Below are 21,302 nucleotides of genomic sequence, written 5' to 3' on the forward strand. Positions count from 1 at the left end.
CGCCTGCGGGCGTTCAACTGGCCGCGGAGCCGAGCTTCTTGACGTACCAGCACTCGGCGTACTGCCGCTCGGTGAGCGGCTCGCTCTCCTCGTAGCCGTGCCGTGCGTAGAGCGCCCTTGCCTCGACCAGATCGAGGCGCGTGTCGAGGATGATCTGCTCCGCCCCGAGCGCGCGGGCCGCGTCCTCGGCCGCGGCGAGGAGGAGCGCGGCGCCGCCCCTGCCGCGCATGTCCTCGCGGAGGAAGACGCGCTTGAGCTCGGCGGTACTGATGCCCTTCATGTCGCCCAGGAGCCGCACGCCCGCCGTCCCCGCGGGTTCGCCGCCGTACCGCGCGACAAGGAGTGTGCCGGTGGGCGGGCGCAGGCCGTCGCCCGTCTCGGCCGCGATCTCGCGCTCCAGCTCGTCGGGCGTGGTCCTGCGACCCTCGTGAAGGAGGTAGTAACGGTCGCTGACCTCGGTGTAGTACGTGCGCCAGAGCGCGGCGGCGACAGGGGAGTCGACCGCTTCCGGGACGATGGCCCACGGGCCGCCGAGGAGGGGATCGACATCGACCCGGGTCACGGCGCTCACTCCTTGCGCCCGGTCGCGGCGATACCGACGCCGAGCCCGATCATGGTGAGGCCGCCGGCCCCGCCGACCATCGAGAGCCGCCGCGGCGAGTGCGCGAACCAGCCGCGCGCGGTGGCCGCGGCGAGGCCCCAGACGCTGTCGCAGGTGATGGCGATGGCGTTGAAGACCAGACCGAGCAGCAGCATCTGCAACATGACGTGCCCCTGCTCGCGGTCGACGAACTGCGGCAGCACGGCGGCGAAGAAGATGATGGTCTTGGGGTTGGCCACACCGACGGCAAACCCTTCCCACAGCGTACGCAGACCGCTGTGTGCGGGGCCGTCACCGATGAACGCGGCGTGCAGCGACGTACGTTGGCGCACCGCCTTGATCCCCAGATAGACCAGGTAGGCGGCGCCGAGCAGCTTGAGCGCCGTGAAGACGACGACCGAGCGCTCCACGACGGACCCGACACCGAGCGCGACGGCCACGACGAGTACGTACGCGCCGATCGTGTTTCCCACCACCGTGGTCAGCGCGGCGCGGCGCCCCTGCGCGAGGGCCCGCCCGATCACGAACAGGACGCTGGGCCCGGGGACCACGATCAGCAGGAAGGACATGGCCGCGAAGGCGAGTATCCGGTCTGTGGACATCATGAGATCCATCGGACCACGGGGGCGACGCGCTCCGGTATCGGTTTTCCCGCTCCCGGTCCCGCTCCGGTCCGCCCGCCTCCCCCCGGCGGGCTTTCCGTGCGGTTTGCGACTACTGCCCCTTGGGCGCGGCCTGCGTCACGACCTCGAACGACCACACCGCGGCGCTGCTCGACGCGGGCTTGGGCCGCTCACCGCCCGCCGCGCCGCCGCCCTGGTGGGCCGACTTCATGGGGCCCTCCATCCACGCCTTGAAGGACTCCTCGTCGCGCCAGCGGGTGTAGACCAGGTAGTCGTCGGTCCCTTCGACGGGGCGGAGAAGCTCGAACCACTCGAAGCCGTCCGAGCTCTCCACGGCGCCGGCGCGGGACGCGAAGCGCTGCTCCAGGATCTCTCGCTGCTCGGCAGGCACGGTCAGGACGTTGATTTTCACGATGCTCATCCGCCCATCCTCGCGCATGCCTCCGACAGGATCGGTCCGGGTGCGTGCCTCCGAGAGGCTCAGTCCGGGTGCACGCCTCCGAGACTCAGTCCGGGTGCCGCTCGCGCCAGGTGCGGGCCACCTCGTCGACGTCGAAGGGCTTCAGACCCAGGGGCGGGCCCGGCGGCGGCATGCGCAGGGCCTCGGTGATCTTGGCGTTGAGTTCCGTCACCAGCCGTCGGGCCGCTCGCTCGGACGGGGCGTCGGGCGCGGCGGCGAGTACGTCCTCGGCCTCCTTGCGCAGGGCGAGAGTCGGAGGGAGGTGGGATAGGCCCTCGCGGGCCATTTTCTGCTTGATCCACCACGTTTCGTCGTGCGAGGTGGTGTTGAGGGCGTCGGGGAGCGGTTTGCCGCGGCCCGGCAGAGTGGCGAAATCGCCGCGCTCCTCGGCCTCACGGATCTGCTTGTCGATCCATGACTCGAAGTCGACTCCAGGTGGCTTCCGTTCGGTCATGGGTTCATTGTTCCAAGGGCCAGTGCATTCGTGCGAGGGCCGACTTAGGATGCGGCGGCGCGGTGCGGAGCGGCCGGAAGCGCGTTCCGGGGTTCGCGTCCGGTTCGTCGTGAGTGGCCGGTAGCGGTCGAGAGCGCTCGGGAGCGGTCGTGAGTGGCCGGGAGTAGGGGGACGTACGTGCTGGAGCTGACCATGGCCTCCATGGCCGGGGCGGACGAGGGGGCGACCGCGGGCATGCTCATGGCTGACGCCCCGAGCGCACCGGGTGCCGTGTTGCGGGTGGGACGTGATCGCGGGGTGTGCCGTCTCGTGCCGCCGGACGACTGGCTGTTCGTGTCGCGCACGCATCTGGAGTTCCGCTGCGGGACCGACGGGGCCTGGACCGTCACCTGGCTGCGCGGCTCGCATCCCGAGCCGGCGTCGGAGGTGCGCCTCACGGTGAGCGGGGTGGCGCTGCCCCTCGAATACGGGGGGACGGCGCCGCTGCCACGGGGCGGCTCCGGCGATGTCGTGATCCAGGACCGGGCCGGGCCGCGCAGCGTGAACGTCGGGTTCTATCACGAGGGTTGAGGTCGGAGGGCCCTGGCTTTAGTCAACTTTGGTCAAGGGGACGTCGGGGGTCAGGCCAGTACGCGGGCCAGGGCCAGGCCGTCGTAGCCCTTCGTGCCCACCGTCTGAAGCGCCGTGCCGGTCAGCTTCGGGTGCCGGGCGATGAGTTCGAGCGCCTTGCGGGTGCCCTGCACGCCGGGGTCGGTGCTGTCGGCGTCGACGACCCCGCCGCTCCGTACGACGTTGTCGACGATGATGAGGCTGCCGGGGCGGGTGAGCTTGAGCGCCCACTCCACGTAGTGCGGGTTGTTGACCTTGTCCGCGTCGATGAAGACAAGGTCGAAGGGGCCCGCGTCCTCGTCGGCGAGCGCGGCGAGGGAGTCGAGGGCCGGGCCCACCCGGACCTCGGTGAGCTTGTCGAGGCCGGCGCGGGCGAGGTTGCCGCGGGCCACGTCGGCGTGGACCGGTGAGTACTCCAGGGTGATCAGCCGGCCGTCCGCGGGCAGGGCGCGGGCCAGCCAGATCGTGCTGTAGCCGCCGAGCGTGCCGATTTCGAGGATGCGCCGCGCGCCCTGGATCTGGGCCAGGAGCTGGAGCAGCTTGCCCTGGTTCGGCGCGACGCTGATCTGCGGCAGACCGGCGGCGTCGCTGTCGTGGAGGGCCGCGGTCAGCGCCTCGTCGGCGGGTGCGAGCAGGTCGGTGAAGTACGTGTCCACCGCGTTCCATTGCTGCTGGGTCATGAGGGCCTTCCGGTTTTCGTTAGGTTCGCTAACGATGTTAGTCGGGGGAGGGCCGATTGTCAGTGGGGACTCGCATACTGGGGTCGTCGGGATGTGCGGGCGTGACGTGGGCCGTTGGCTGCGGGGGTTGAGATGACGTACGGGACCGAGCAGGTGTTGCCGGCGGCTGCGATCAGGAGGCTTGCCGATCGTTGGCTGCCGCTGATGGCCGGGCGTGCGGAGGCCGGGACTCCGGGGGACTTCGTGTGCTCGCCCGCCGGGCTGTGGCTCGCCCTTGCCGCGGTCGCGGTGGGTGCGCGGGGGGAAACCGCCGGGGAGCTGCGGGAGTTGCTCGGCGTCGCGGGGGAGGATGCCGCCGGTGTGGTCACGACGGCCGCGGGGGCGCTGGCCGAGACGGACGCGGTGGCCGTCGCCACCGGGGTGTGGAGCCGCGTCCCGGTGTACCGCGCTTATCGCGAGGCGCTGCCTGACGTGGGGTTCGGGCCGATGGACCCGGAGGGCATCGATGCCTGGGTGCGGGAGGCGACGGGCGGGCTGATCGAGCGGCTGCCGGTGGTCATCACTCCGGAAGTGCTCCTTGTGCTGGTCAATGCCCTCGCGCTCAAGGCGCGCTGGGAGGTCCCCTTTGAGGGCGCCGGTACGCGCGACCAGGACTTCACGGACGCGCTCGGCGTGCGGCACCGGGTGCCCACCATGCACCGGCCCGTCCCGCTGAACTGCGCTTGGACGGTGGGCGGGGCGAGCGTCGTCGAGCTGAAGTGCCGGACGGAGGGCGGGCGGGCGCCCGCGCGGGTGCGGTTCGTCCTCGGCGAGCCGGGGGCGGGTGCCGCAGAGGTGCTGCCGCTCGCTTGGGCGCCGGAGGGGCGGTGGACCGGGATCGACGCCGAGCAGATCAACATGGCGGTGCCGCGGATGTCCTTGCGGACACGGGTCGACGCTTCGGAGCAGTTGGCCGCGCTGGGGGTGCGGTGGGCCTTCGGGGAGGGGGCCGACTTCTCCGGGATGTCGCCGGAGCGGCTCGCGATATCGCAGGTGGTGCAGGAGGCGGTGGTGAAGGTCGCGGAGGAAGGGGTTGAGGCGGCGGCGGTTACTGCTGTGCCTATGGCGCCGGGCAGTGCGTATGTTCCTCGGCGGATCGAGTGGCTTGCCTTTAATCGGCCGTTCGGGGTTGTTGTGCTTGATGGGGCGGGGGAGGTGCCTTTGTTTGTTGCTTGGCAGGCGGGGGTGCCGGTGGGGTAGGGCGGGGGTTTTTCCCCGACCCCGCCCCTTCCCGAAAACCCGCTCGGCGCGGGGGCCCTGGGGTTGCCGCAATCACCGGCTCCGCCGGGTTCGTCCTCAAACGCCGGACGGGCTGAAACGGGCCCGTTATTACTTCTCCACCGCCGGCGGTGATCCCGGCAGTGGGCGGCCCGCGCTTTCGCTCGTGAACCACACCGCGATGCCGCCCACGACGGCCGCCGCCATCATGTAGTACGCGGGCATCATCATGTTGCCCGTCGCGCCGATCAGGGCCGTGACGACCAGGGGGGTCGTGCCTCCGAAGATCGATACGGAGATGTTGAAGCCGATGGAGAGGGAGCCGTAGCGGACCTTCGTCGGGAACAGGGCCGGGAGCGTCGACGGCATCGAGGCCGTGAAGCAGACCAGGAGCAGGCCCAGTGCCGCCATGCCGAGGCCGATCGCCCAGAGCGAGCCCTGGCGGATCAGGAGCAGGGCCGGGACCGAGAGGAGCAGGAAGCCCGCGCAGCCCGCGGCGATCACCGGGCGGCGGCCCACGCGGTCGGTCAGCGCGCCCGCGAACGGCTGGACGCACATCATCAGCGCCATCACGGCGAGCACGACCAAGAGCCCGTGCGTCTCGTCGTACTTCAGCTCGCTCGTCAGGTAGCTCGGCATGTACGAGAGCAGCATGTAGTCCGTGACGTTGAAGACCAGGACCAGGCCCATGCACAGGAGCAGCGCCTTCCACTGGCCCTGGACCATGTCGCGCAGCCGCACCTTCGGGCGGGACTGCTCGTCCTTGTGCGCCTTGGCGAGCTCCGCCGCGAACGCCGGGGTCTCCTCCAGCTTCATCCGCAGGTACAGGCCGATCAGGCCCATCGGGCCCGCGATCAGGAAGGGGATGCGCCAGCCCCAGGAGAGGAGGTCATCGGTGGAGAGGAGGGCCGTCATCAGGGTGACCAGGCCCGCGCCGCCGATGTAACCCGCGAGGGTGCCGAACTCCAGCCAGCTGCCGAGGAAACCCCGCTTCTTGTCGGGGGAGTACTCGGCGATGAAGGTGGACGCGCCCGCGTATTCGCCGCCCGTCGAGAAGCCCTGCACCAGGCGGGCGATCAGCAGGAGGACCGGGGCGCCTACGCCGATGGACGCGTAGGAGGGGATGAGGCCGATCGCGAAGGTGCCCGCCGCCATCATGATCATGGTGAGGGCGAGGATCTTCTGGCGGCCGATGCGGTCGCCGAGGGGGCCGAAGACCATGCCGCCGAGCGGGCGGATCAGGAAGGCCGCGGCGAAGGCGCCGAAGGTGGAGAGAAGCTGGGCCGTCGGGTTGCCCGAAGGGAAGAAGACCTTGCCGAGCGTCACGGCGATGTAGCTGTAGACGCCGAAGTCGAACCACTCCATCGCGTTGCCGAGTGCCGCCGCCTTCACTGCCCTCTTGACCAGCACCGGGTCGACGACGGTGGCGTCCGATCGGACGTCCGACGGGACATCCCCTGATGCGGACGCGGACGGAGGGGCCTGTGTCCGGGAGGTCTGCTGGACTGCGGGTGCGACGGGGGCGGCTGCCGGCAAGGGTTCGCTCGCCTGCCTCTCGGTGGACGACAAGGACAGAGCCGCCCAGCTGGGGGACGGCTCGAAAACGACCATAGGTGTAGGCAGCATCATTACGTTGGGTCATCAAGTAAGCGCTCACCGTTCTGAATGTGGCGCTATGCAGCATGAATGGTTCCGCTTGTGAAGGCGGCGGCGCGGCCCGTTTGTGATCTATGTCGCCGTTCCGCCAAGGAACCGCATGGTGGGCCCGGCAGGCGTCTCATGGAGGGGAAGTGGACACTGGATGGAGATCCTGCGAGCCGCCGGACGAATCAGTCAGTCGGGAAGTCTGCGCAAAAGCCGGTAGAAAGCGGTGGTGGCCGACAGGTGAAATGGGGGTTGCCCGCGTCTCTCCTGAGGGCGCGAGCCTCTCGGAGCCGACTGCCGCCCGGAGAGAGCCGACGGAGAACTCTCGCGGCGGGCCGGACGTTGGGACCGAGCAGAGACGAAGAACGGGGCGGGAGGGCCGACGACGCGTGGCGAATGTTGAGCACCGGGGACCGGGAAACACCTTCGGGGCGGGAGCACCGGGTGCACCGCAGGCGCGGATCGGGGCGGTCCGCGCCGCCCTCTGGCTGATCGCCGCCGTACTGGCGCTGCGGCAGCTGATCGTCGTCCTGCGCACGCCGGAGAGCGAGCGGCTCACCGATCTGGAGACCTGGATCGGTCCGGAGGGCGTCCTCCATGTGAACGGCTCCTTCTACGACACGGACAAGTTCACCGGCACGCCCTTCGCGGGACTCGTGCTCAAACCGTTCTCCCGCGCCGCCGAACAGGCGCTCGGCTGGGGCTGGACGTTCGGCACGCTGATCCTGGTCGTCATCCTCGGCCTGGTCGCCGCCCGCGCCCTGCCGCAGCCCGTGTCCCGGCGCACCTCACTGCTCGCCGCGCCCGTCGCGATCTGCCTCCTGATGCTGTCGCTCCCGGTGCGCAACACCCTGTACCTCGGCCAGACCAGCATCCTTCCCGTTCTCCTCGTCCTGCTCGGATGCTTCGCGGTCCGCGGGGAACGCGCCAGCGGCGTCCTCGTCGGCGTCGCGGCCGCGCTCCAGCCCACCGTGCTGCTCTTCGCCGCGCTGTTCTGGTTCACCGGCCGCAGACGCGCCGCCCTCTCCACCGGCGCCACCTTCCTGGCCTGCACCGCGCTCGCCTGGGCCGCGATGCCGCACGACTCGTGGACGTACTGGATCCACCACCTTGCGGGAGCGGGCCTCGGCGCGAACCCGGGCGGCCTCGCCAACCAGTCGCTGCACGGCGCGCTGCTCCGGTTCGGCCTCGAAGGGCCCCTGGAGATCACCCTCTTCGTCGTCCTGGGGCTGACCGTCATCGGGTTCGGCCTGCGCCGTGCCGTGCGCTACGCCGAGGACGGGCAGCTGCTGCTCGCCGTCGCGATCACCGGCTGCGTCGCGGTCGCCGTCTCGCCGACGACCTGGCAGCACCAGCTCCTGTGGGTGCTGCTCGCGGTGGTCGGCCGGGTCGGCAAGAAGCAGTCCGACCGGTACATGTGGCCGGTGGCCGTCGTCCTCGTGTCGACGCTGCCCGCGAAGATGATGCTGCCGAACATGCCGGTCGTGGAGCCGATCCGCGACAACATCGTGCTGATCGCCGCCCTCGCCGCCGCCACCGTCGTACCGTTCCTGTCCCGTACGGCGCCGCAGTACCAAACGCCAGTCCCGACCGACTACGCCCGCCCCGCCCCCGCGCGCTGGAGCTGGGTGCCGCTGCTCCCGTTCTGGCGCCGTGTCACCACCCGTCCGAACCTCCTGCTCGAACTGCTCCTGATCCGCGTCGGCTACTCCGCCTACCAGCAGGCGCGGCTCGCCGCGACGGGCGGCACCAACTCGGGCGGGCGGGCCACCGCCGAGCACCACGGCGAGCAGATCCACTCGATCGAGCAGTTCCTGCACATCGACGTCGAGCACTGGGTCAATCACGCGGTGGTGAAGGTCGGCTGGCTGGAGGAGTTCTTCAACTTCTACTACACGTCGTTCCACTTCGTGGTGCCGCTGACCGTGCTCGGCGTGCTCTACGTCCGGCGCCCCGCCGACTACCGCTGGGCGCGCACCGCGCTCGGCTTCGCGACGATCCTCGCGCTCGTCGGGTTCTGGCTCTACCCCCTTGCCCCGCCGCGCCTGATGCCCGACCTGGGCTTCATCGACACGGTCCACGGCGTGCAGGACTTCACCAAGCCGGAGTACGGCACACTGACCGCGCTCACCAACCAGTACGCGGCGATGCCCTCGCTGCACTTCGGCTGGTCGCTGTGGTGCGGCGTGGTGATCGTGGCCCTCGCCCCGAAGTGGTGGATGAAGGCGCTCGGTCTGCTGCACCCGCTGTTCACGGTCTCCGCGATCGTCGCCACCGGAAACCACTGGATCCTGGACGCGGTGGGCGGCGCGGCCGTGGTCGGCGCGGGCTTCGGCCTCGGCTACCTCCTGGCGGGGCCCCGGGTCGGCAGGACCCTGAAAGTGGCCACAGGAGCCGAGCCGGCCACAGGAAGCGAGCCGGTCCCTGGTGCCAAGCCGGTCATCGACATGTCGAAGGACTCGGCGAAGGACCGTACCCCGAGCTGATCTTGTACGTCCCCGGCGCGGACGCCGTGAGCCGGGTGAAGTCGCCGTGCCGCTTCAGGCAGGCCCCCTCCGCCCGGAGCCACGGTGAGTACACCAGGCGCAGCGTCACCGGCTCGCGGGTAGGCACGCGGACGGTCATCGTCGACCCGGTGGACCGGACGACGGACGCGGGCTCCGACACCATCGGCACCGCGTTCTTCACCCGGAACACCCGCCAGTGGGCGTCCCGCCACACCGGTTCGAGCCACTTGGGCCCACTGGCGACAAGGGCGGCCTCGTCCTCGGCGAACCCGTCCGGCTTGCCCGAGGGAAGGACCACATAGCCGACCGCCCACTTGTCCAGCCACGCCCGGTAGGTGGCGGCCGAGAAGGACCCGTCGTAGAAGAGGCGGCCACGCTCGATGTCGAGCTGCCGGTTCCAGCCGCGCGCCATGTTCACGTACGGGGCAAGGGCCGTGGCCTCGCGGTGATTGCGGGCCGGGACCACCTCCACGCGCCCCCGGTCGGCGCCGAGCCGCTCCAGCTCCCGCACCACGCCCCGGGTGTCGGCCGCCCACTCCGGCACGGTCGTCGACACCGTCAGATCGTCCGCCGTCTTCTGCCCCACCCAGGCCGATGAGAGGACGAGCGCGACGGTGAGCACGATGCGGCGCCTGCGGGTCAGCGCGGGAATCAGCAGCGCGCCGAGCAGCGCGGTGGGCGCGAGCAGCTCGGCCAGGCGCTCCACGTTCGTGCCGATCGGGGACGGGATGAGATACGTCAGAACCGTCCCCGCCGCGTACACCCCCGCCCCCCACCGCAGCACCCGCCACTCGCGCGGCGCCGCCACGATGAGCGCGAGGCTGAAAAGGACGGGCGGGAAGATCCGGTCGAACGGCATCAACTGCTCGCCGTTGAACGGGAAGAGCACGGTCGTCGCGCCCACGACCACCACCGGCGGCACGATGAGGGCCGCGGCCCGCCCCCAGTCCCGTACGAGGAAATAGGCGGCGCCCGCCACCACGAGGAAGAGGCCCGCCACCGGGCTGGACATGGTGGCGAGCGCCGCGCACACCACGGCGGCCGCCACCCGCCGCTCCCGCACGAGCACCAGGCACGCGGCGAACCCGAAGGCGATGCCGAGGGCGAACGTCGTGCGCCCCGAGGCGACGTTGCACCACACGGCGAGCGAGGCGAGGACCGCGGGCCACAGCGGGCGCCGTATCCCGGTGCGCTCGACCAGGGAGGCGACCAGCCAGGCACCGGCGACGCCCGACACCACCGTCACCGTCTTCACGCCCACGGCGGCCATCAAGTAGGGCGAGATAAGGCTGTAGTTGGCGGTGTGCATGCCGCCGTACCAGAACAGGCCGTACGCGGATGCCCCGTGCTCGGAGGCGAAGCGCGCCCAGGCGTACTGTGCCGCGAGGTCGCCGCCGCCGGTGGCGAGGAAGGCCGCCCACACCGCGTACAGCGGGAGGGTGGGCAGGGTGGCGATGAGCGGGATCCGGTGGCGCCGGACGAAGGCACGGAAGGATGCCCTCCGCTCTGACGGCGTTCTGCCCGATGGTGCGAGAGAGAGTCCGGCGGAGACCACGGCACCGTTTCCGTTCGAAGTCTTGGAGAGGCAACGTTTGCTTCTCAAGACGCGTAACACAACGGGAACGTTGGCTCCGGGCGGCCCTTGGCCGGATCTGTCACCTGGATGGCGGCCACCGGGGGTGGCGGCCATCCGGATGGCCGGCCGCAGGTCAGCCGGTGGTGACCTGGAGTTCCTTGACGCCGTTCAGCCAGGCCGAACGGAGCCTGCGGGGGTCGGAGACCAACCGCAGATCGGGCAGGGCGTCCGCTATCGCGTTGAAGATGAGGTTGATCTCCAGGACCGCGAGCGACTTGCCGAGGCAGAAGTGCGGGCCGCCGCCGCCGAAACCGAGGTGCGGGTTCGGGTCGCGGCTGATGTCGAACTTCTGCGGCTCGTCGAAGACTTCGGGGTCGTTGTTGGCCGACGAGTAGAAGATCCCGACGCGGTCACCCTTCTTGATCGTCACGTCCCCGAGCTCGGTGTCCTGCGTCGCGGTGCGCTGGAAGGAGACGACGGGGGTCGCCCAGCGCACGATTTCCTCGGCGGTGGTGTCCGGGCGCTCGCGCTTGAAGAGCTCCCACTGCTCGGGGTGGGTGAGGAAGGCGTGCATGCCGTGGGTGATGGCGTTACGTGTCGTCTCGTTGCCGGCCACGGCGAGCAGGATGACGAAGAAGCCGAACTCGTCGGAGGAGAGGTTGCCCTCGTCCTCGGCGGCCACGAGCTGGCTGACGATGTCCTTGGCCGGGCACTCCTTGCGGGCGGCGGCGAGATTCATCGCGTACGAGACGATCTCCATGGCCGCCTCGGCGCCGACCTCCTCGGTGATCGCGTACTCCGGGTCGTCGTACGCAGCCATCTTGTTCGACCAGTCGAAGATCTTCGTCCGGTCGTTCTGGGGGACGCCGATGAGCTCGGCGATGGCCTGGAGGGGAAGTTCGACGGCGACGTTCGTGACGAAGTCGAAGGAGCCGTCGGCCGCGGCGTTGGCCAAGGCCGTCTCGACGATGGAGCCCGCGCGGGCGCGCAGCGCGTCCTCCAGGGACCGGATGGCGCGGGGCGTGAAGCCGCGCTGCACGATCTGGCGGACCCTGGTGTGCTCGGGCGGGTCCATGTTGAGCATGATCATCTTCTGGACCTCGATCTGGTCACGGCTGATCGTCTCGTTGAAACGGATGATCGCCGTGTTGAGGTTCGAGGAGAACAACTCGGGGTGCGTGGAGACGTACTTGACGTCCTCGTGCCGCGTGACGGCCCAGTAGCCCGCGTCGTCGAAGCCGGAGATACGCGGCGGCTGGGCGATCCAGCGCACCGGTTCCGTCTGCCGCAGCTCGGCGAACTCCGGGAGCGGTACGCGCGCTTGGAGCAGGTCGGGGTCGGTGAAGTCGAACCCGTCGGGCAGCGCTGGACAGGGCATCGGCAACTCCTGGAGTTCAGGTCTGTCATCGCTGGAGCTTTCCTGACGGTCCATCAGGAGATGCCCCGCAAGGTAGTAACGGGTTCTACAAGAGGCAAGGCCCGTGACGGGCTCGCTTCCCCGAACTCTCGACGAGCCGGGGAAGCCCCGCTGTGCAGGTACTGCGCAAGGTGCGTGCAAGCCCCTTGCGGTGCCGGGGCCCGGCTCAGCAGACTGCAAGCAGAACTAGAACGCGTACTAGTTCTACTCGGGGGTGCCGGGACACCCCCGAGGGATGTGATGGAGAGGACGCCCATGGCCGCGGAACCTGTCATCGTCGAAGCCGTACGCACCCCCATAGGTAAGCGCGGCGGCGCGCTCGCCAATCTCCACCCCGCCTATCTGCTCGGCGAGACCTACCGGGAACTCCTGGGCCGCACGGGCATCCATGCCGACTGCGTCGAGCAGATCGTCGGCGGCACGGTCACGCACGCCGGGGAACAGTCCATGAACCCGGCGCGCACGGCCTGGCTCACGATGGGTCTTCCGTACGAGACCGCGGCCACCACCGTGGACTGTCAGTGCGGCTCGTCGCAGCAGGCGAGCCACATGGTCGCGAACATGGTCGCCGCCGGTGTCATCGACGTGGGCATCAGCTGCGGTGTCGAGGCGATGTCGCGGGTGCCGCTGGGGTCGGGCTCCAAGCACGGTCCCGGCAAGCCGTTCCCCGAGGAGTGGAACGTCGACCTGCCCAATCAGTTCGAGGCGGCCGAGCGCATCGCCCGTAACCGGGGCCTCACCAGGGAGAACGTCGACTCGCTCGGCCTCATCTCGCAGGAGCGGGCAGGTGTGGCCCGGGCCGAGGAGCGCTTCAAACGGGAGACGTTCGCCGTCCAGGTCCCCACGACCGAGGAGGAGCAGGCCGCCGGGCAGGGCATGTGGCGGCTCGTCGACCGGGACGAGGGGCTGCGGGACACCACGATGGAGGCCCTCGCGCGGCTCAAGCCGGTGATGCCGACCGCCGTGCACACCGCGGGCAACTCCTCGCAGATCTCCGACGGCGCCGCGGCGATCATGTGGGCGTCGAAACGGATGGCGCGGGCCCTCAAGCTGAAGCCGCGCGCGCGGATCGTGGCGCAGGCGCTCGTGGGCGCCGATCCGCACTTCCATCTGGACGGGCCGATCGACGCGACGCGGGCGGTCCTCGGCAAGGCGGGGATGTCCCTGAAGGACATCGACCTGGTGGAGATCAACGAGGCCTTCGCCTCGGTGGTCCTCAGCTGGGCGCAGGTCTTCGAGCAGGACCTGGAGAAGGTGAACGTGAACGGCGGCGCGATCGCGCTCGGGCATCCCGTGGGGGCGACCGGGGCTCGGCTCATCACGACCGCCCTGCATGAACTGGAGCGGCGGGACAAGGAGTTCGCGCTGATCACGATGTGTGCGGGCGGGGCGGTGGCCACGGGGACGATCATTCAGCGCCTGTAGTTCGCGGGAAGCCGGAAACGCCGGACGGGCTGGGATATCCAGCCTGTCCGGCGTTCGAGGACGAACTCGGCGGAGCCGGTGATTTCCCGGTGCGCCGGATTCTGGTTGAGCCGGCGGCTAGTAGGAGCCGTTGGCCTGCCAGTGGTTCCACGCGCCGACCGGGCTGCCGTAGCGGTCGTTCATGTAGTCGAGGCCCCACTTGATCTGGGTCTCGGGGTTGGTCTTCCAGTCCGGGCCCGCCGACGCCATCTTCGAGGCGGGCAGCGCCTGGACCAGGCCGTAGGCGCCGGAGGAGGAGTTCGTGGCCTTGGCGTTCCAGCCGCTCTCGTGCTCCACGATCTTGCTGAACGCCTTGTACTGCGCGGGGTCCGGGATCATCTTCTTCGCGATCGCCTTCGCCGAGGAAGGCGCCGCGGCGGGGGCGGCGGCCGGAGCCGCGGCCTTCGCCTCGGTCGGGGCGGCGGCCTGGGCCGCGCCCGCGCTGAACACCATGCCGGTCGTGGCGACGGCCACGGCGGCACCGGCGAGGGCCTTCTTCGGGGTGGCGATGCGGCGGATGAGCGTGGCGGACAAAGCGTGACCTTCCGTGGGGAACATGGTGTCGCGGGCATGCCGTGGGCCACGGGGGTGTGGCTGGGGGGCTGCGTCGGCGCCGGGGGCTGTGCCGGTGGCGCTGTGCGACTCGATCCAGAGAAGCAGGGCTGTTACGCCTCCGCAATGCCCCCTTTTACTAGTGGATGTCGCATGAAGGCGGAAAGTCCTTTGTGTGACCCGGCTCTCATGTCCCAGGTCAGGGCACCTTTTGACGCGTGCGCGACAAGCCATGCAATGTACGGCCCTCCTTCGTAGAGGACCAACGTCCTGTGGGCCGCCTCACCCCGAGAGGCGCTCGGGGTAACGCAGAGCGGCCGGCCGCTTACGCCCTGGGCTCCTCGAAAGTGACCTGCGCCTCGAACGCGGCCCGGCGCGTGGCCCGGCGCAGCGCCTTCAGGACGGCGGGCCCGAGAGCGAGGCTCAGCAGGACCGTGACGACGGCACGCGGCAGGTCCCAGCCCAGCGAGGTCGCCAGGCAGTACGCGACGAAGCGGCCCAGGTTCTCGCCGACGGGATCGCCGGGCACGAAGGAGACGCCGGTCGCCAGGCCGCCGAGATAGGGCCAGCCCTGCAAGTTCATGACGGTGCCGTACAGGACGGACGAGACCGCTCCGTAGGCGGCGAGCAGCCACAGTTCGCGCCGGCCGCGAATGGGGCCGCCCCTGCCCGGACGGAGCCGGGGGCCCGGGGAGCCGTCGGCGCCCGGCAGCAGCCCGGCGCCCATGCAGACCCACCCCATGGACAGCATCTGGAACGGCATCCACGGCCCGACGCCCCCGGTGAGCAGCGCCGAGGCGAACATGGACACGGCGCCGAGCACGAACCCGAAGCCGGGTCCGAGCACCCGCCCGCTGAGCACCATGAGGAAGAACATCGGCTCGATGCCGGCCGTCCCCGCACCCAGCGGCCGCAGTGCCGCCCCGGCGGCGGCGAGCACCCCTAGCATCGCGATGGCCTTCGCGTCGAGACCGACATCGGCGATGGTCGCCACGACCACGGCGAGCAGCAGCGGCAGCAGCGCCGCGAACAGCCAGGGCGCGTCTTGGGCGTGCGCGCTCAGCCCCGAATCGCCGGACGCGATGAGCGGCCACCCGAAGGCGACGACGCCGACCGCGCTGACGAGCGCGAGGGCGCCGATGGAGCGCGGGCCGAGGCGGATGGGGCGGGCCCGACGGGTGGCGGCGGGGCGGGGCGCTTCGGGGCGGGGGCCGTCGGGGCTCACGCGGCGCCGTCCCCGGCGTCCAGCGCCTCCCGTACCTCCGTGACCGTCAGCCACTTCTGCGGGGCGAGGATCTTGGTGGTCTGCGGGGCGAAGGAGGGGGACGAGACCACGATCTCCGGGGTCGGGCCGTCCGCGACGATCTCGCCGTCGGCGAGGATCGCCACCCGGTGGGCCAGTTCCGCCGCCAGTTCCACGTCGTGCGTGGCGAGGACGATCGCGTGGCCCTCGGCGGCAAGACCGCGCAGGAGTGTGACCAGGCGGGCCTTGGCCGCGTAATCGAGGCCCCGGGTCGGCTCGTCCAGGAGGAGAAGAGGAGGGCGGGCCGTCAGGACGACCGCAAGGGCCAGGGTGAGGCGCTGGCCCTCCGAGAGGTCGCGGGGGTGCGTGTCGTCCGTGATGCCGGGAAGCAGCTCCGACACCAGGGCGCGGCAGGTGCCGGGGTCCGCCGCCGCGTCGTGGTCGGCCGCCGTGCACTCGGCGGCCACCGTGTCCGCGTAGAGGAGGTCCCGCGGTTCCTGGGGGACCAGGCCCACGTGGCGGATCAGCTCGCGCGGGCCCGTGCGGTGCGGGACCGCGCCGCCGACGCGGACCGAGCCCGACGCCGGTTCGAGCAGGCCCACCAGGGTGGACAGGAGCGTGGACTTCCCGGCGCCGTTGCGGCCCATCAGGGCCACCGTCTCGCCCGCAGAGACGGTGAGGTCGACGCGGCGCAGGGCCTCCACGCGGCCCCGGCGGACGGCCAGCCCCGCCACGTTCGCGGCGGCTGTCCGGGCTGCGTCGGCCTTCGTACGTCCGCGCAGGCCGGACCAGCGTGTGCGTGCGGCCGGGGTTTCCCCGCGATCGTGCGGGGCGCGATCGTGCGGCCCGGCGCCGGTGACGGCAAGCCGCTCGCGCAGCGCCCCCGCCCCGCGCCGCGCGTCCCGCACCGTCAGCGGCAGCGGCGACCAGCCCGCGAGCCGGCCGAGGCCCACCACCGGCGGGTAGACCGGCGAGACGGCCATCAGCGATGCCGGGTCGCCGAGCACGGGAGCCTCGCCCGGCGCCGCGAGAAGCAGCACCTGATCCGCGTACTGCACGACACGCTCCAGGCGGTGCTCGGCCATCAGGACCGTCGTGCCCAGGTCGTGCACGAGGCGCTGCAGTACGGCGAGCACCTCCTCGGCGGCGGCCGGGTCGAGCGCCGACGTCGGCTCGTCGAGCACGAGGACCTCGGGGTGCGGCGTGAGCACCGAGCCGATCGCGACGCGCTGCTGCTGGCCGCCGGAGAGCGTGGCGATGGGGCGCTCGCGCAGATCGGCGAGGCCGAGCAGGTCGAGCGTCTCCTCGACCCGGCGGCGCATCACGTCGGGGGAGAGCCCGAGTGACTCCATGCCGTACGCGAGCTCGTCCTCGACCGTGTCGGTCACGAAGTGCGAGAGCGGGTCCTGGCCCACCGTGCCGACCACGTCGGCGAGCTCGCGCGGCTTGTGGGTACGGGTGTCGCGCCCCGCCACGGTCACCCGCCCCCGCAGCGTGCCGCCGGTGAAGTGCGGCACGAGCCCGCTCACCGTGCCGAGCAGCGTCGACTTGCCGACCCCGGAAGGGCCGACGAGGAGCACCAACTCGCCCTCGGGCACGGCGAGATCGACCCCGCGCACGGTGGGCTCGGCGGCCCCCTCGTACGTCACGGAGACATCCTCGAAACGGATCATGAGGGCTCCTCGGAGTGCGCGGGGGAAGGAACGGGGACGGAGGAATCGGCGGGCACCGGCGCCACGAAGGCGGGAAGCAGGCCGATGAGCACGGCAGCGGCGGGCCACAGCGGCAGCGTCGGCGCCGTCAGGGGGACGACTCCGGGGTGCAGGGCGGCCGCGTCGTACGAGGCCGCCCAGATCGTCAGGCCCGCCACCGCGATCCCCGACCCGGCGACGAGCCAGGCGCGCACGCCCCAGGAGTCGGGCCGGTAGCGGGTGCGCACGGAGCGCCGGCCGCCGAGGCGGAGCCCGGCGAGGGCGGCGAAGAGACCGACGGCCAAGGCGGGCAGGCCGTACTCCGTGCCGTCCGCCGTGAGCAGGCCGTACGTGCCCACGCAGACGCCCATCAGACCGCCGAGGGTCAAGACCGCCGTCGCCCTGCGTACCCCGGCCGGAACCGGCGCGCTGCGGCCGAAGCCGCGCGCGTCCATCGCCGCGGCCAGCGCGACCGAACGCTCCAGGGCGCCCTCCAGGACCGGCAGTCCGACCTGGAGCAGCCCCCGGATGCCCTTGTCCGCCCGCCCGCGAAGGCGCCGCGCGGCACGCAGGCGCTGCACGTCCAGGATCAGGTTCGGCGCGAACGTCATCGCCACGACGATGGCGACGCCGACCTCGTACAGCGCGCCCGGCAGCGACTTGAGCAGCCGGGCCGGGCTCGCGAGGGCGTTGGCGGCGCCGACACAGATGAGGAGACCGGCCAGGCGCACCCCGTCGTAGAGGGCGAAGAGCAGCCCCTCGGCCGTCACCCGGCCCCCGATCCGCACGCCCTTCGCCCACTCGGGCAGCGGCACTTCCGGCAGCGTCACCATGACGTGCGAACCGGGGATGGGGGAGCCGAGCACGACGGCGAAGACGAGCCGGATCGCGATGACGACGAGACCCAGCTTCACGAAGGCGCCGTACGACCGCGCCCACGGTGCCGATGTCCTGCGCGCCGCGACGACATAGCCCGCGACGCCGATGAGCAGGCCGAGCAGCAGGGGGTTGGTGGTGCGGGACGCCGCGACGCCGAGCCCGAGCGCCCATACCCACCAGGCGCCGGGGTGCAGCGCGTTGCTCCGGTGCGCTTCGGGGGCCAGCCGCCGCCGCAGCGCACCGGGAGCGGTGCTCGGGTGATCGTTCATGGGGCGGATCAGCCGCGTCGGCGGCGGGCCTGCCAGAGGGCCGCGGCACCGAGTACGGCGATGGCGGCGACGCCCGCGATCAGGCCGACGGAGGGACCGCCGGAGCCGCTCTCCTCGCTCGCGGATGCCTTCTTCTCCGCGCCCTCGGACTCTCCGTCGCCCGCGACCTGCTCCCCGCAGCCCGACTTCGGATAGTCGGCGATGGCGCACAGCAGGGCGTTGCTGCCGTAGCGCAGGGGTTTCGCGACCGCGGCGATGGCGTCCGCGCTCGTCGCGTCGTCCGCGATCCGCGCGCAGGCGGTTCGCGGCTCGGGCGGGGTCTCGCCGTCGGGGGCGTCACCCGGCGTGCCGAAGTCGATGACCAGGGCGACGCGCTTGCGGCCGTCCTCGGCGGGGGTCTTGGCGCAGATCGTGTCGAAGTCGCCGGCGCCGCGCGGCTTCGCGGCGTCCTTCGAGTCCTCGGACACGGAGAACCGGAAGCCCTGCACGGCCCCGTCATCGGGGCGCGCGGTGCCAGGCCCCTGGCTCGCGTACGCCCACGAGGAGCCGTCCCGGTCCCAGAAGGACCAGTAGCGGTAGCCGGCGGCCTGAGCGGGGGCGGCGGCGAGGAGACCGAGCAGGGCGGCGACGAACGCCCCCGCCACCAGGCGCCCCCACCGCACGCGACCCCGCGTCACAGCTGCTGCTTCTTCTTGTTGCCGCTGTAGAGGAAGCCGATGCCGATACCGGCGACCATGCCGACGCCGATGATCCACCAGATGCTCACGCCGCCGTCGTCACTGTCCTTCTTCTCGTCGGCGGCCTTCTCCGTCGCCTGCGGGGCCGGACCCTGCGCGCTGAGCTGCTTGACCAGGTCGGCGCCGCCGAAGTCACGCGGGTCCATGCCCGAGGCGTGGGCGGCGAAGATCAGCTGGGCGTAGGCGGCGGGGCCGGACTTCTCGGCCCACTGCGCGGAGTTCTTCGCCAGCCACCCGGCCGACTTCTGGGCCTGCTCCGGCTGACCGGCCGCGGCGAGCGCGAGCACGGAGTCGGCGGTGTTGCCGAGGTCGGGCATGTTCTTGGCGCCGGGCAGCGACGACATCAGGTGGTCGTCGCTGTCGGCGAGGGTCTTCAGGAGGTAGCCCGTGCCGTTGGCCGCGGCCTGCTCGGCGGTGTCGGCCTTCGCGCACTTCGGGGCGGCGGCCTCCTTCTTCGCCTCGTCCACGACCAGGCCCTTGCCGTGGGCGCCGAGGACACCGGCCGCCGTGGCGTCCGCGTTCGGCGAGAGCTTGCCGGACTTGGCGTCCGCCAGCCCGAAGGCGCCGCCGTCCTTGCCGCAGCTCATGGAGAGGGCCGGGAGGGCGTCGTACGGGGAGTTGCCGTCCTGCGACTTCACCGACTGCGGCTTCAGGCCCGCCCCGGTGAGGGCGCCGATGACGATGCCCGTGGAGTTCGCGTCGGAGTCCATGCCGGGGTTGTAGCCCCAGCCGCCGTCCTTGTTCTGCACCGACCTCAGCCAGTCGACGCTCTTCTCGACGGCCTTGTCCTGGCCGCCGAGCGCGGTGAGTGCCTGTACGGCGGAGGCGGTCGAGTTGCTGTCGACCATGGTCTTGGAGTCGCACGGCTCGCCCGCGTCGGCCCGGTAAGCGGCGAAACCGCCGCTCGCGCACTGCTGTCCCGTGAGCCAGTCGACGGCCTTGTCGGCGGGCTTCACGCCGGCCGAGTCCAGGGCGAGCAGGGCGTACGACTGCCGGAACACCCCGTCGAACTTGGGGTCCGCGTCGCCGTACAGACCGGAGGGCAGCTTGGCGGAGGGCGACGGGGACGCGGTGTCCGCGAAGGCGGCCGGGGCGGCGGCCGAACCGAACACGGCGACGGCGGCCAGGACCGCTGCGCTGCGGCGAACGTTCATGATGCGGCGGGTGCCTCTCACTGCGGGGAGCGGGGCAGCACGGGCGCGCGGCGGGCACGGGCACCGGGCGGCTCCGGCTCCGTATACCTCGACGGTGCCGGTCATCGGCGGTTCCGATGACGCGAGCCGGTCATGTTCCGTGCGGGGCATTCCGGCTCTCCACCGGTCGCTGTGGACCGTGGGTCACGGATTGGGGTGTCCCCTGCTCGAGCGAAGTCGAGAGCTTGGGGAAGGGCCAGCGCCGGATTCGCACCGGCTTCCCCCCGTACGGGCATGATGACGACGGGGCCACTCTACCGGCCCGTAGGGAAGCGGGCCCGGCTGCCCGCCCCCGGCCAGGGGTCACACCGCCCGGTAGCGCACCGGATCGCTGCCCACCGCCTCCGCGCGCCCCAGCTTCACCAGGCGCCGCACATGGGCCTCGGCCTCGGAGACCGCGATGTTGCGCGAGCCGTAGCGGATCTGGTCCCAGGGACGGTTCCACTCCATGCGCTCGGCGAGCTGCCAGGGCGTGAGGGGCTCGGCGAGGAGGGTGTGCAGGTCGGTGAGGCGCTCCTCGTGGTGGGCCAGGATCTCCCGGACGCGGGCGGGGGCGTCGGTGAACGCGTACTGGTGGGCGGGAAGCACCTCGGCGGGGCCCAGGCGGCCGATGCGCTCCAGGGAGTCGATGTAGTCGCCGAGGGGATCGGTGACGGTCTCGTCGTCGGGGTCTTCGTACAGGCCGATGTGCGGGGTGATGCCGGGCAGCAGATGGTCGCCGGAGAACAGCCGGCCGTGTCCGGCAAGGCGCGCCGGGTGCTCTTCCTCCAGGTGCAGGCAGACGTGGCCCGGCGTGTGGCCGGGGGTCCAGATGGCGCGGAGCCTGCGCCCCGGCAGTTCGAGCAGCTCGCCCGGAGTGATGTCGCGGTCGGGCAGCGCGGCGGCCAGGCCCGGAAGGCGGGGCGCGCGGCCCGCGTCACGGGCGGCGAGGAGAGGGGCCAGATGGTCGGCGGGGGCGCCCGCGGCCGTCAGCTTCTCCACCATGTAGTCGAACCAGCGGGCGGGCGGCCCGGTCCGCGTGCGGCGTACGACCGAAGCGTCCGCCTCGTGCATCGCGATCCAGGCGCCCGAGACCTCGCGGACCTTGGCCGACAGGCCGTGGTGGTCGGGGTGGTGGTGGGTGATGACGACGCCGTGCACCGATTCGGCGGACGTGCCGCAGGCGGCGAGGCCGGTGGCGAGGGCGTCCCAGGAGGTGGGGTCGTCCCAGCCCGTGTCGATGAGGACAGGGCCCGCGTCGGTGTCCAGGAGGTGGACGAGGGTGAAGCCCAGGGGATTGTCGGGGATCGGGACCTTGATGCTCCACACGCCCCCGCCGTGCTCGGTCACCTGCGGTTCGGTCACCTGCGTCATCGGGCGCCCTCTTCTTCTCTCGTTTCTTCGCACGACCATAACTAGAACTAGTTTCAATGATCGCCCAAGTCGACCGTTTCGTCAGGCTACTTG

19 protein-coding genes are annotated in these 21,302 nt (G+C 71.4%); 4 read left to right on the forward strand and 15 right to left on the reverse strand.

All coding sequences use genetic code 11. From position 1 onward, the window contains the following. Positions 1-13 precede the first annotated feature (13 nt). The 4 genes from IE226_RS12265 to IE226_RS12280 all read right to left on the reverse strand — a co-directional run bounded on the left by IE226_RS12265 (position 14) and on the right by IE226_RS12280 (position 2,138). The gene (locus tag IE226_RS12265) at positions 14-562 is read right to left on the reverse strand and encodes a GNAT family N-acetyltransferase (protein WP_190081154.1); all 549 of its coding nucleotides are present in this window, start codon (positions 560-562) and stop codon (positions 14-16) included. A gap of 5 nt (positions 563-567) precedes the next feature. Next, the gene (locus tag IE226_RS12270; protein WP_190081155.1) at positions 568-1,206 is read right to left on the reverse strand and encodes a LysE family translocator; all 639 of its coding nucleotides are present in this window, start codon (positions 1,204-1,206) and stop codon (positions 568-570) included. Between the two features lie 109 nt (positions 1,207-1,315). Next, positions 1,316-1,645: an antibiotic biosynthesis monooxygenase family protein gene (locus IE226_RS12275; RefSeq protein ID WP_190081156.1), complete on the reverse strand. Its 330-nt coding sequence runs from the start codon at positions 1,643-1,645 to the stop codon at positions 1,316-1,318. A gap of 85 nt (positions 1,646-1,730) precedes the next feature. After that, positions 1,731-2,138, reverse strand: a complete 408-nt coding sequence (locus tag IE226_RS12280; protein WP_190081157.1) for a DnaJ family domain-containing protein — start codon at positions 2,136-2,138, stop codon at positions 1,731-1,733. Positions 2,139-2,315: 177 nt separating this feature from the next. On the opposite strand from IE226_RS12280, the gene IE226_RS12285 reads away from it, so the two are divergent. After that, positions 2,316-2,708, forward strand: coding sequence for an FHA domain-containing protein (locus tag IE226_RS12285; protein WP_190081158.1), 393 nt, complete (start codon positions 2,316-2,318; stop codon positions 2,706-2,708). Between the two features lie 50 nt (positions 2,709-2,758). On the opposite strand, the gene IE226_RS12290 is transcribed toward IE226_RS12285, so the two are convergent. Beyond that, positions 2,759-3,427 (reverse strand): O-methyltransferase, encoded by a 669-nt coding sequence (locus tag IE226_RS12290; RefSeq protein WP_190081159.1) that lies wholly within the window; start codon positions 3,425-3,427, stop codon positions 2,759-2,761. Positions 3,428-3,559: 132 nt separating this feature from the next. On the opposite strand from IE226_RS12290, the gene IE226_RS12295 reads away from it, so the two are divergent. After that, the gene (locus IE226_RS12295) at positions 3,560-4,666 is read left to right on the forward strand and encodes a serpin family protein (RefSeq protein WP_190081160.1); all 1,107 of its coding nucleotides are present in this window, start codon (positions 3,560-3,562) and stop codon (positions 4,664-4,666) included. A 129-nt stretch (positions 4,667-4,795) separates the two neighbouring features. On the opposite strand, the gene proP is transcribed toward IE226_RS12295, so the two are convergent. Next, complete coding sequence (gene proP, locus IE226_RS12300; protein ID WP_373306933.1) at positions 4,796-6,295, reverse strand: glycine betaine/L-proline transporter ProP; 1,500 nt, start codon at positions 6,293-6,295, stop codon at positions 4,796-4,798. 422 nt (positions 6,296-6,717) lie between these two features. Here proP and IE226_RS12305 point away from each other — a divergent pair, with 422 nt between their 5' ends. Beyond that, on the forward strand, positions 6,718-8,814 hold the full coding sequence (locus tag IE226_RS12305; protein ID WP_190081162.1) for a bifunctional glycosyltransferase 87/phosphatase PAP2 family protein: 2,097 nt from the start codon (positions 6,718-6,720) through the stop codon (positions 8,812-8,814). Here IE226_RS12305 and IE226_RS12310 read toward each other — a convergent pair. Both IE226_RS12310 and IE226_RS12315 read right to left on the reverse strand, forming a co-directional pair. After that, positions 8,768-10,390 (reverse strand): hypothetical protein, encoded by a 1,623-nt coding sequence (locus IE226_RS12310; protein WP_190081163.1) that lies wholly within the window; start codon positions 10,388-10,390, stop codon positions 8,768-8,770. The two genes, IE226_RS12305 and IE226_RS12310, sit on opposite strands and share 47 nt — an antisense overlap. A gap of 154 nt (positions 10,391-10,544) precedes the next feature. Next, positions 10,545-11,789 carry a cytochrome P450 gene (locus IE226_RS12315; protein WP_190081164.1) on the reverse strand — a complete coding sequence of 415 codons (1,245 nt, stop codon included), beginning with the start codon at positions 11,787-11,789 and terminating at the stop codon, positions 10,545-10,547. A gap of 294 nt (positions 11,790-12,083) precedes the next feature. Between IE226_RS12315 and IE226_RS12320 the strand changes: the two genes are divergently transcribed. Continuing rightward, positions 12,084-13,253: a steroid 3-ketoacyl-CoA thiolase gene (locus IE226_RS12320; protein WP_190081165.1), complete on the forward strand. Its 1,170-nt coding sequence runs from the start codon at positions 12,084-12,086 to the stop codon at positions 13,251-13,253. 117 nt (positions 13,254-13,370) lie between these two features. On the opposite strand, the gene IE226_RS12325 is transcribed toward IE226_RS12320, so the two are convergent. The 7 genes from IE226_RS12325 to IE226_RS12355 all read right to left on the reverse strand — a co-directional run bounded on the left by IE226_RS12325 (position 13,371) and on the right by IE226_RS12355 (position 21,209). Next, complete coding sequence (locus IE226_RS12325) at positions 13,371-13,826, reverse strand: aggregation-promoting factor C-terminal-like domain-containing protein (protein WP_229870802.1); 456 nt, start codon at positions 13,824-13,826, stop codon at positions 13,371-13,373. Positions 13,827-14,169: 343 nt separating this feature from the next. Continuing rightward, a complete protein-coding gene (locus tag IE226_RS12330; protein WP_190081167.1) occupies positions 14,170-15,069 on the reverse strand; it encodes an ECF transporter S component in 900 nt (299 codons plus the stop codon). Continuing rightward, positions 15,066-16,760: an ABC transporter ATP-binding protein gene (locus tag IE226_RS12335; RefSeq protein WP_190081168.1), complete on the reverse strand. Its 1,695-nt coding sequence runs from the start codon at positions 16,758-16,760 to the stop codon at positions 15,066-15,068. The genes IE226_RS12330 and IE226_RS12335 overlap by 4 nt, the downstream gene beginning before the upstream one ends. Then, positions 16,757-17,926: an energy-coupling factor transporter transmembrane component T gene (locus tag IE226_RS12340; protein WP_190081169.1), complete on the reverse strand. Its 1,170-nt coding sequence runs from the start codon at positions 17,924-17,926 to the stop codon at positions 16,757-16,759. Before IE226_RS12340 ends, IE226_RS12335 begins: the two co-directional genes overlap by 4 nt. Before the next feature lie 8 nt (positions 17,927-17,934). Continuing rightward, complete coding sequence (locus IE226_RS12345) at positions 17,935-18,603, reverse strand: SCO2322 family protein (RefSeq protein WP_229870805.1); 669 nt, start codon at positions 18,601-18,603, stop codon at positions 17,935-17,937. Then, positions 18,600-19,817, reverse strand: coding sequence for an SCO2321 family membrane protein (locus IE226_RS12350; RefSeq protein ID WP_190081170.1), 1,218 nt, complete (start codon positions 19,815-19,817; stop codon positions 18,600-18,602). The genes IE226_RS12345 and IE226_RS12350 overlap by 4 nt, the downstream gene beginning before the upstream one ends. A gap of 342 nt (positions 19,818-20,159) precedes the next feature. Further along, complete coding sequence (locus tag IE226_RS12355) at positions 20,160-21,209, reverse strand: Strvi_7410 family MBL fold metallo-hydrolase (protein WP_190081171.1); 1,050 nt, start codon at positions 21,207-21,209, stop codon at positions 20,160-20,162. Between the last annotated feature and the right edge of the window lie 93 nt (positions 21,210-21,302).

Origin of the sequence: Streptomyces longisporoflavus, assembly GCF_014649775.1 — a bacterium.
Classification (GTDB): domain Bacteria; phylum Actinomycetota; class Actinomycetes; order Streptomycetales; family Streptomycetaceae; genus Streptomyces; species Streptomyces longisporoflavus.

What these genes read in the sequence shown, in the direction of transcription:
- IE226_RS12315 (WP_190081164.1), bottom strand. Translation starts at nt 11,789, where the DNA reads ATGCCCTGTCCAGCGCTGCCCGACGGGTTCGACTTCACCGACCCCGAC.
- IE226_RS12280 (WP_190081157.1), bottom strand. Translation starts at nt 2,138, where the DNA reads ATGACCGAACGGAAGCCACCTGGAGTCGACTTCGAGTCATGGATCGAC.
- IE226_RS12335 (WP_190081168.1), bottom strand. Translation starts at nt 16,760, where the DNA reads ATGATCCGTTTCGAGGATGTCTCCGTGACGTACGAGGGGGCCGCCGAG.
- IE226_RS12355 (WP_190081171.1), bottom strand. Translation starts at nt 21,209, where the DNA reads ATGACGCAGGTGACCGAACCGCAGGTGACCGAGCACGGCGGGGGCGTG.
- IE226_RS12350 (WP_190081170.1), bottom strand. Translation starts at nt 19,817, where the DNA reads ATGAACGTTCGCCGCAGCGCAGCGGTCCTGGCCGCCGTCGCCGTGTTC.
- IE226_RS12320 (WP_190081165.1), top strand. Translation starts at nt 12,084, where the DNA reads ATGGCCGCGGAACCTGTCATCGTCGAAGCCGTACGCACCCCCATAGGT.
- proP (WP_373306933.1), bottom strand. Translation starts at nt 6,295, where the DNA reads ATGGTCGTTTTCGAGCCGTCCCCCAGCTGGGCGGCTCTGTCCTTGTCG.
- IE226_RS12275 (WP_190081156.1), bottom strand. Translation starts at nt 1,645, where the DNA reads ATGAGCATCGTGAAAATCAACGTCCTGACCGTGCCTGCCGAGCAGCGA.
- IE226_RS12270 (WP_190081155.1), bottom strand. Translation starts at nt 1,206, where the DNA reads ATGATGTCCACAGACCGGATACTCGCCTTCGCGGCCATGTCCTTCCTG.
- IE226_RS12295 (WP_190081160.1), top strand. Translation starts at nt 3,560, where the DNA reads ATGACGTACGGGACCGAGCAGGTGTTGCCGGCGGCTGCGATCAGGAGG.
- IE226_RS12340 (WP_190081169.1), bottom strand. Translation starts at nt 17,926, where the DNA reads ATGAACGATCACCCGAGCACCGCTCCCGGTGCGCTGCGGCGGCGGCTG.
- IE226_RS12290 (WP_190081159.1), bottom strand. Translation starts at nt 3,427, where the DNA reads ATGACCCAGCAGCAATGGAACGCGGTGGACACGTACTTCACCGACCTG.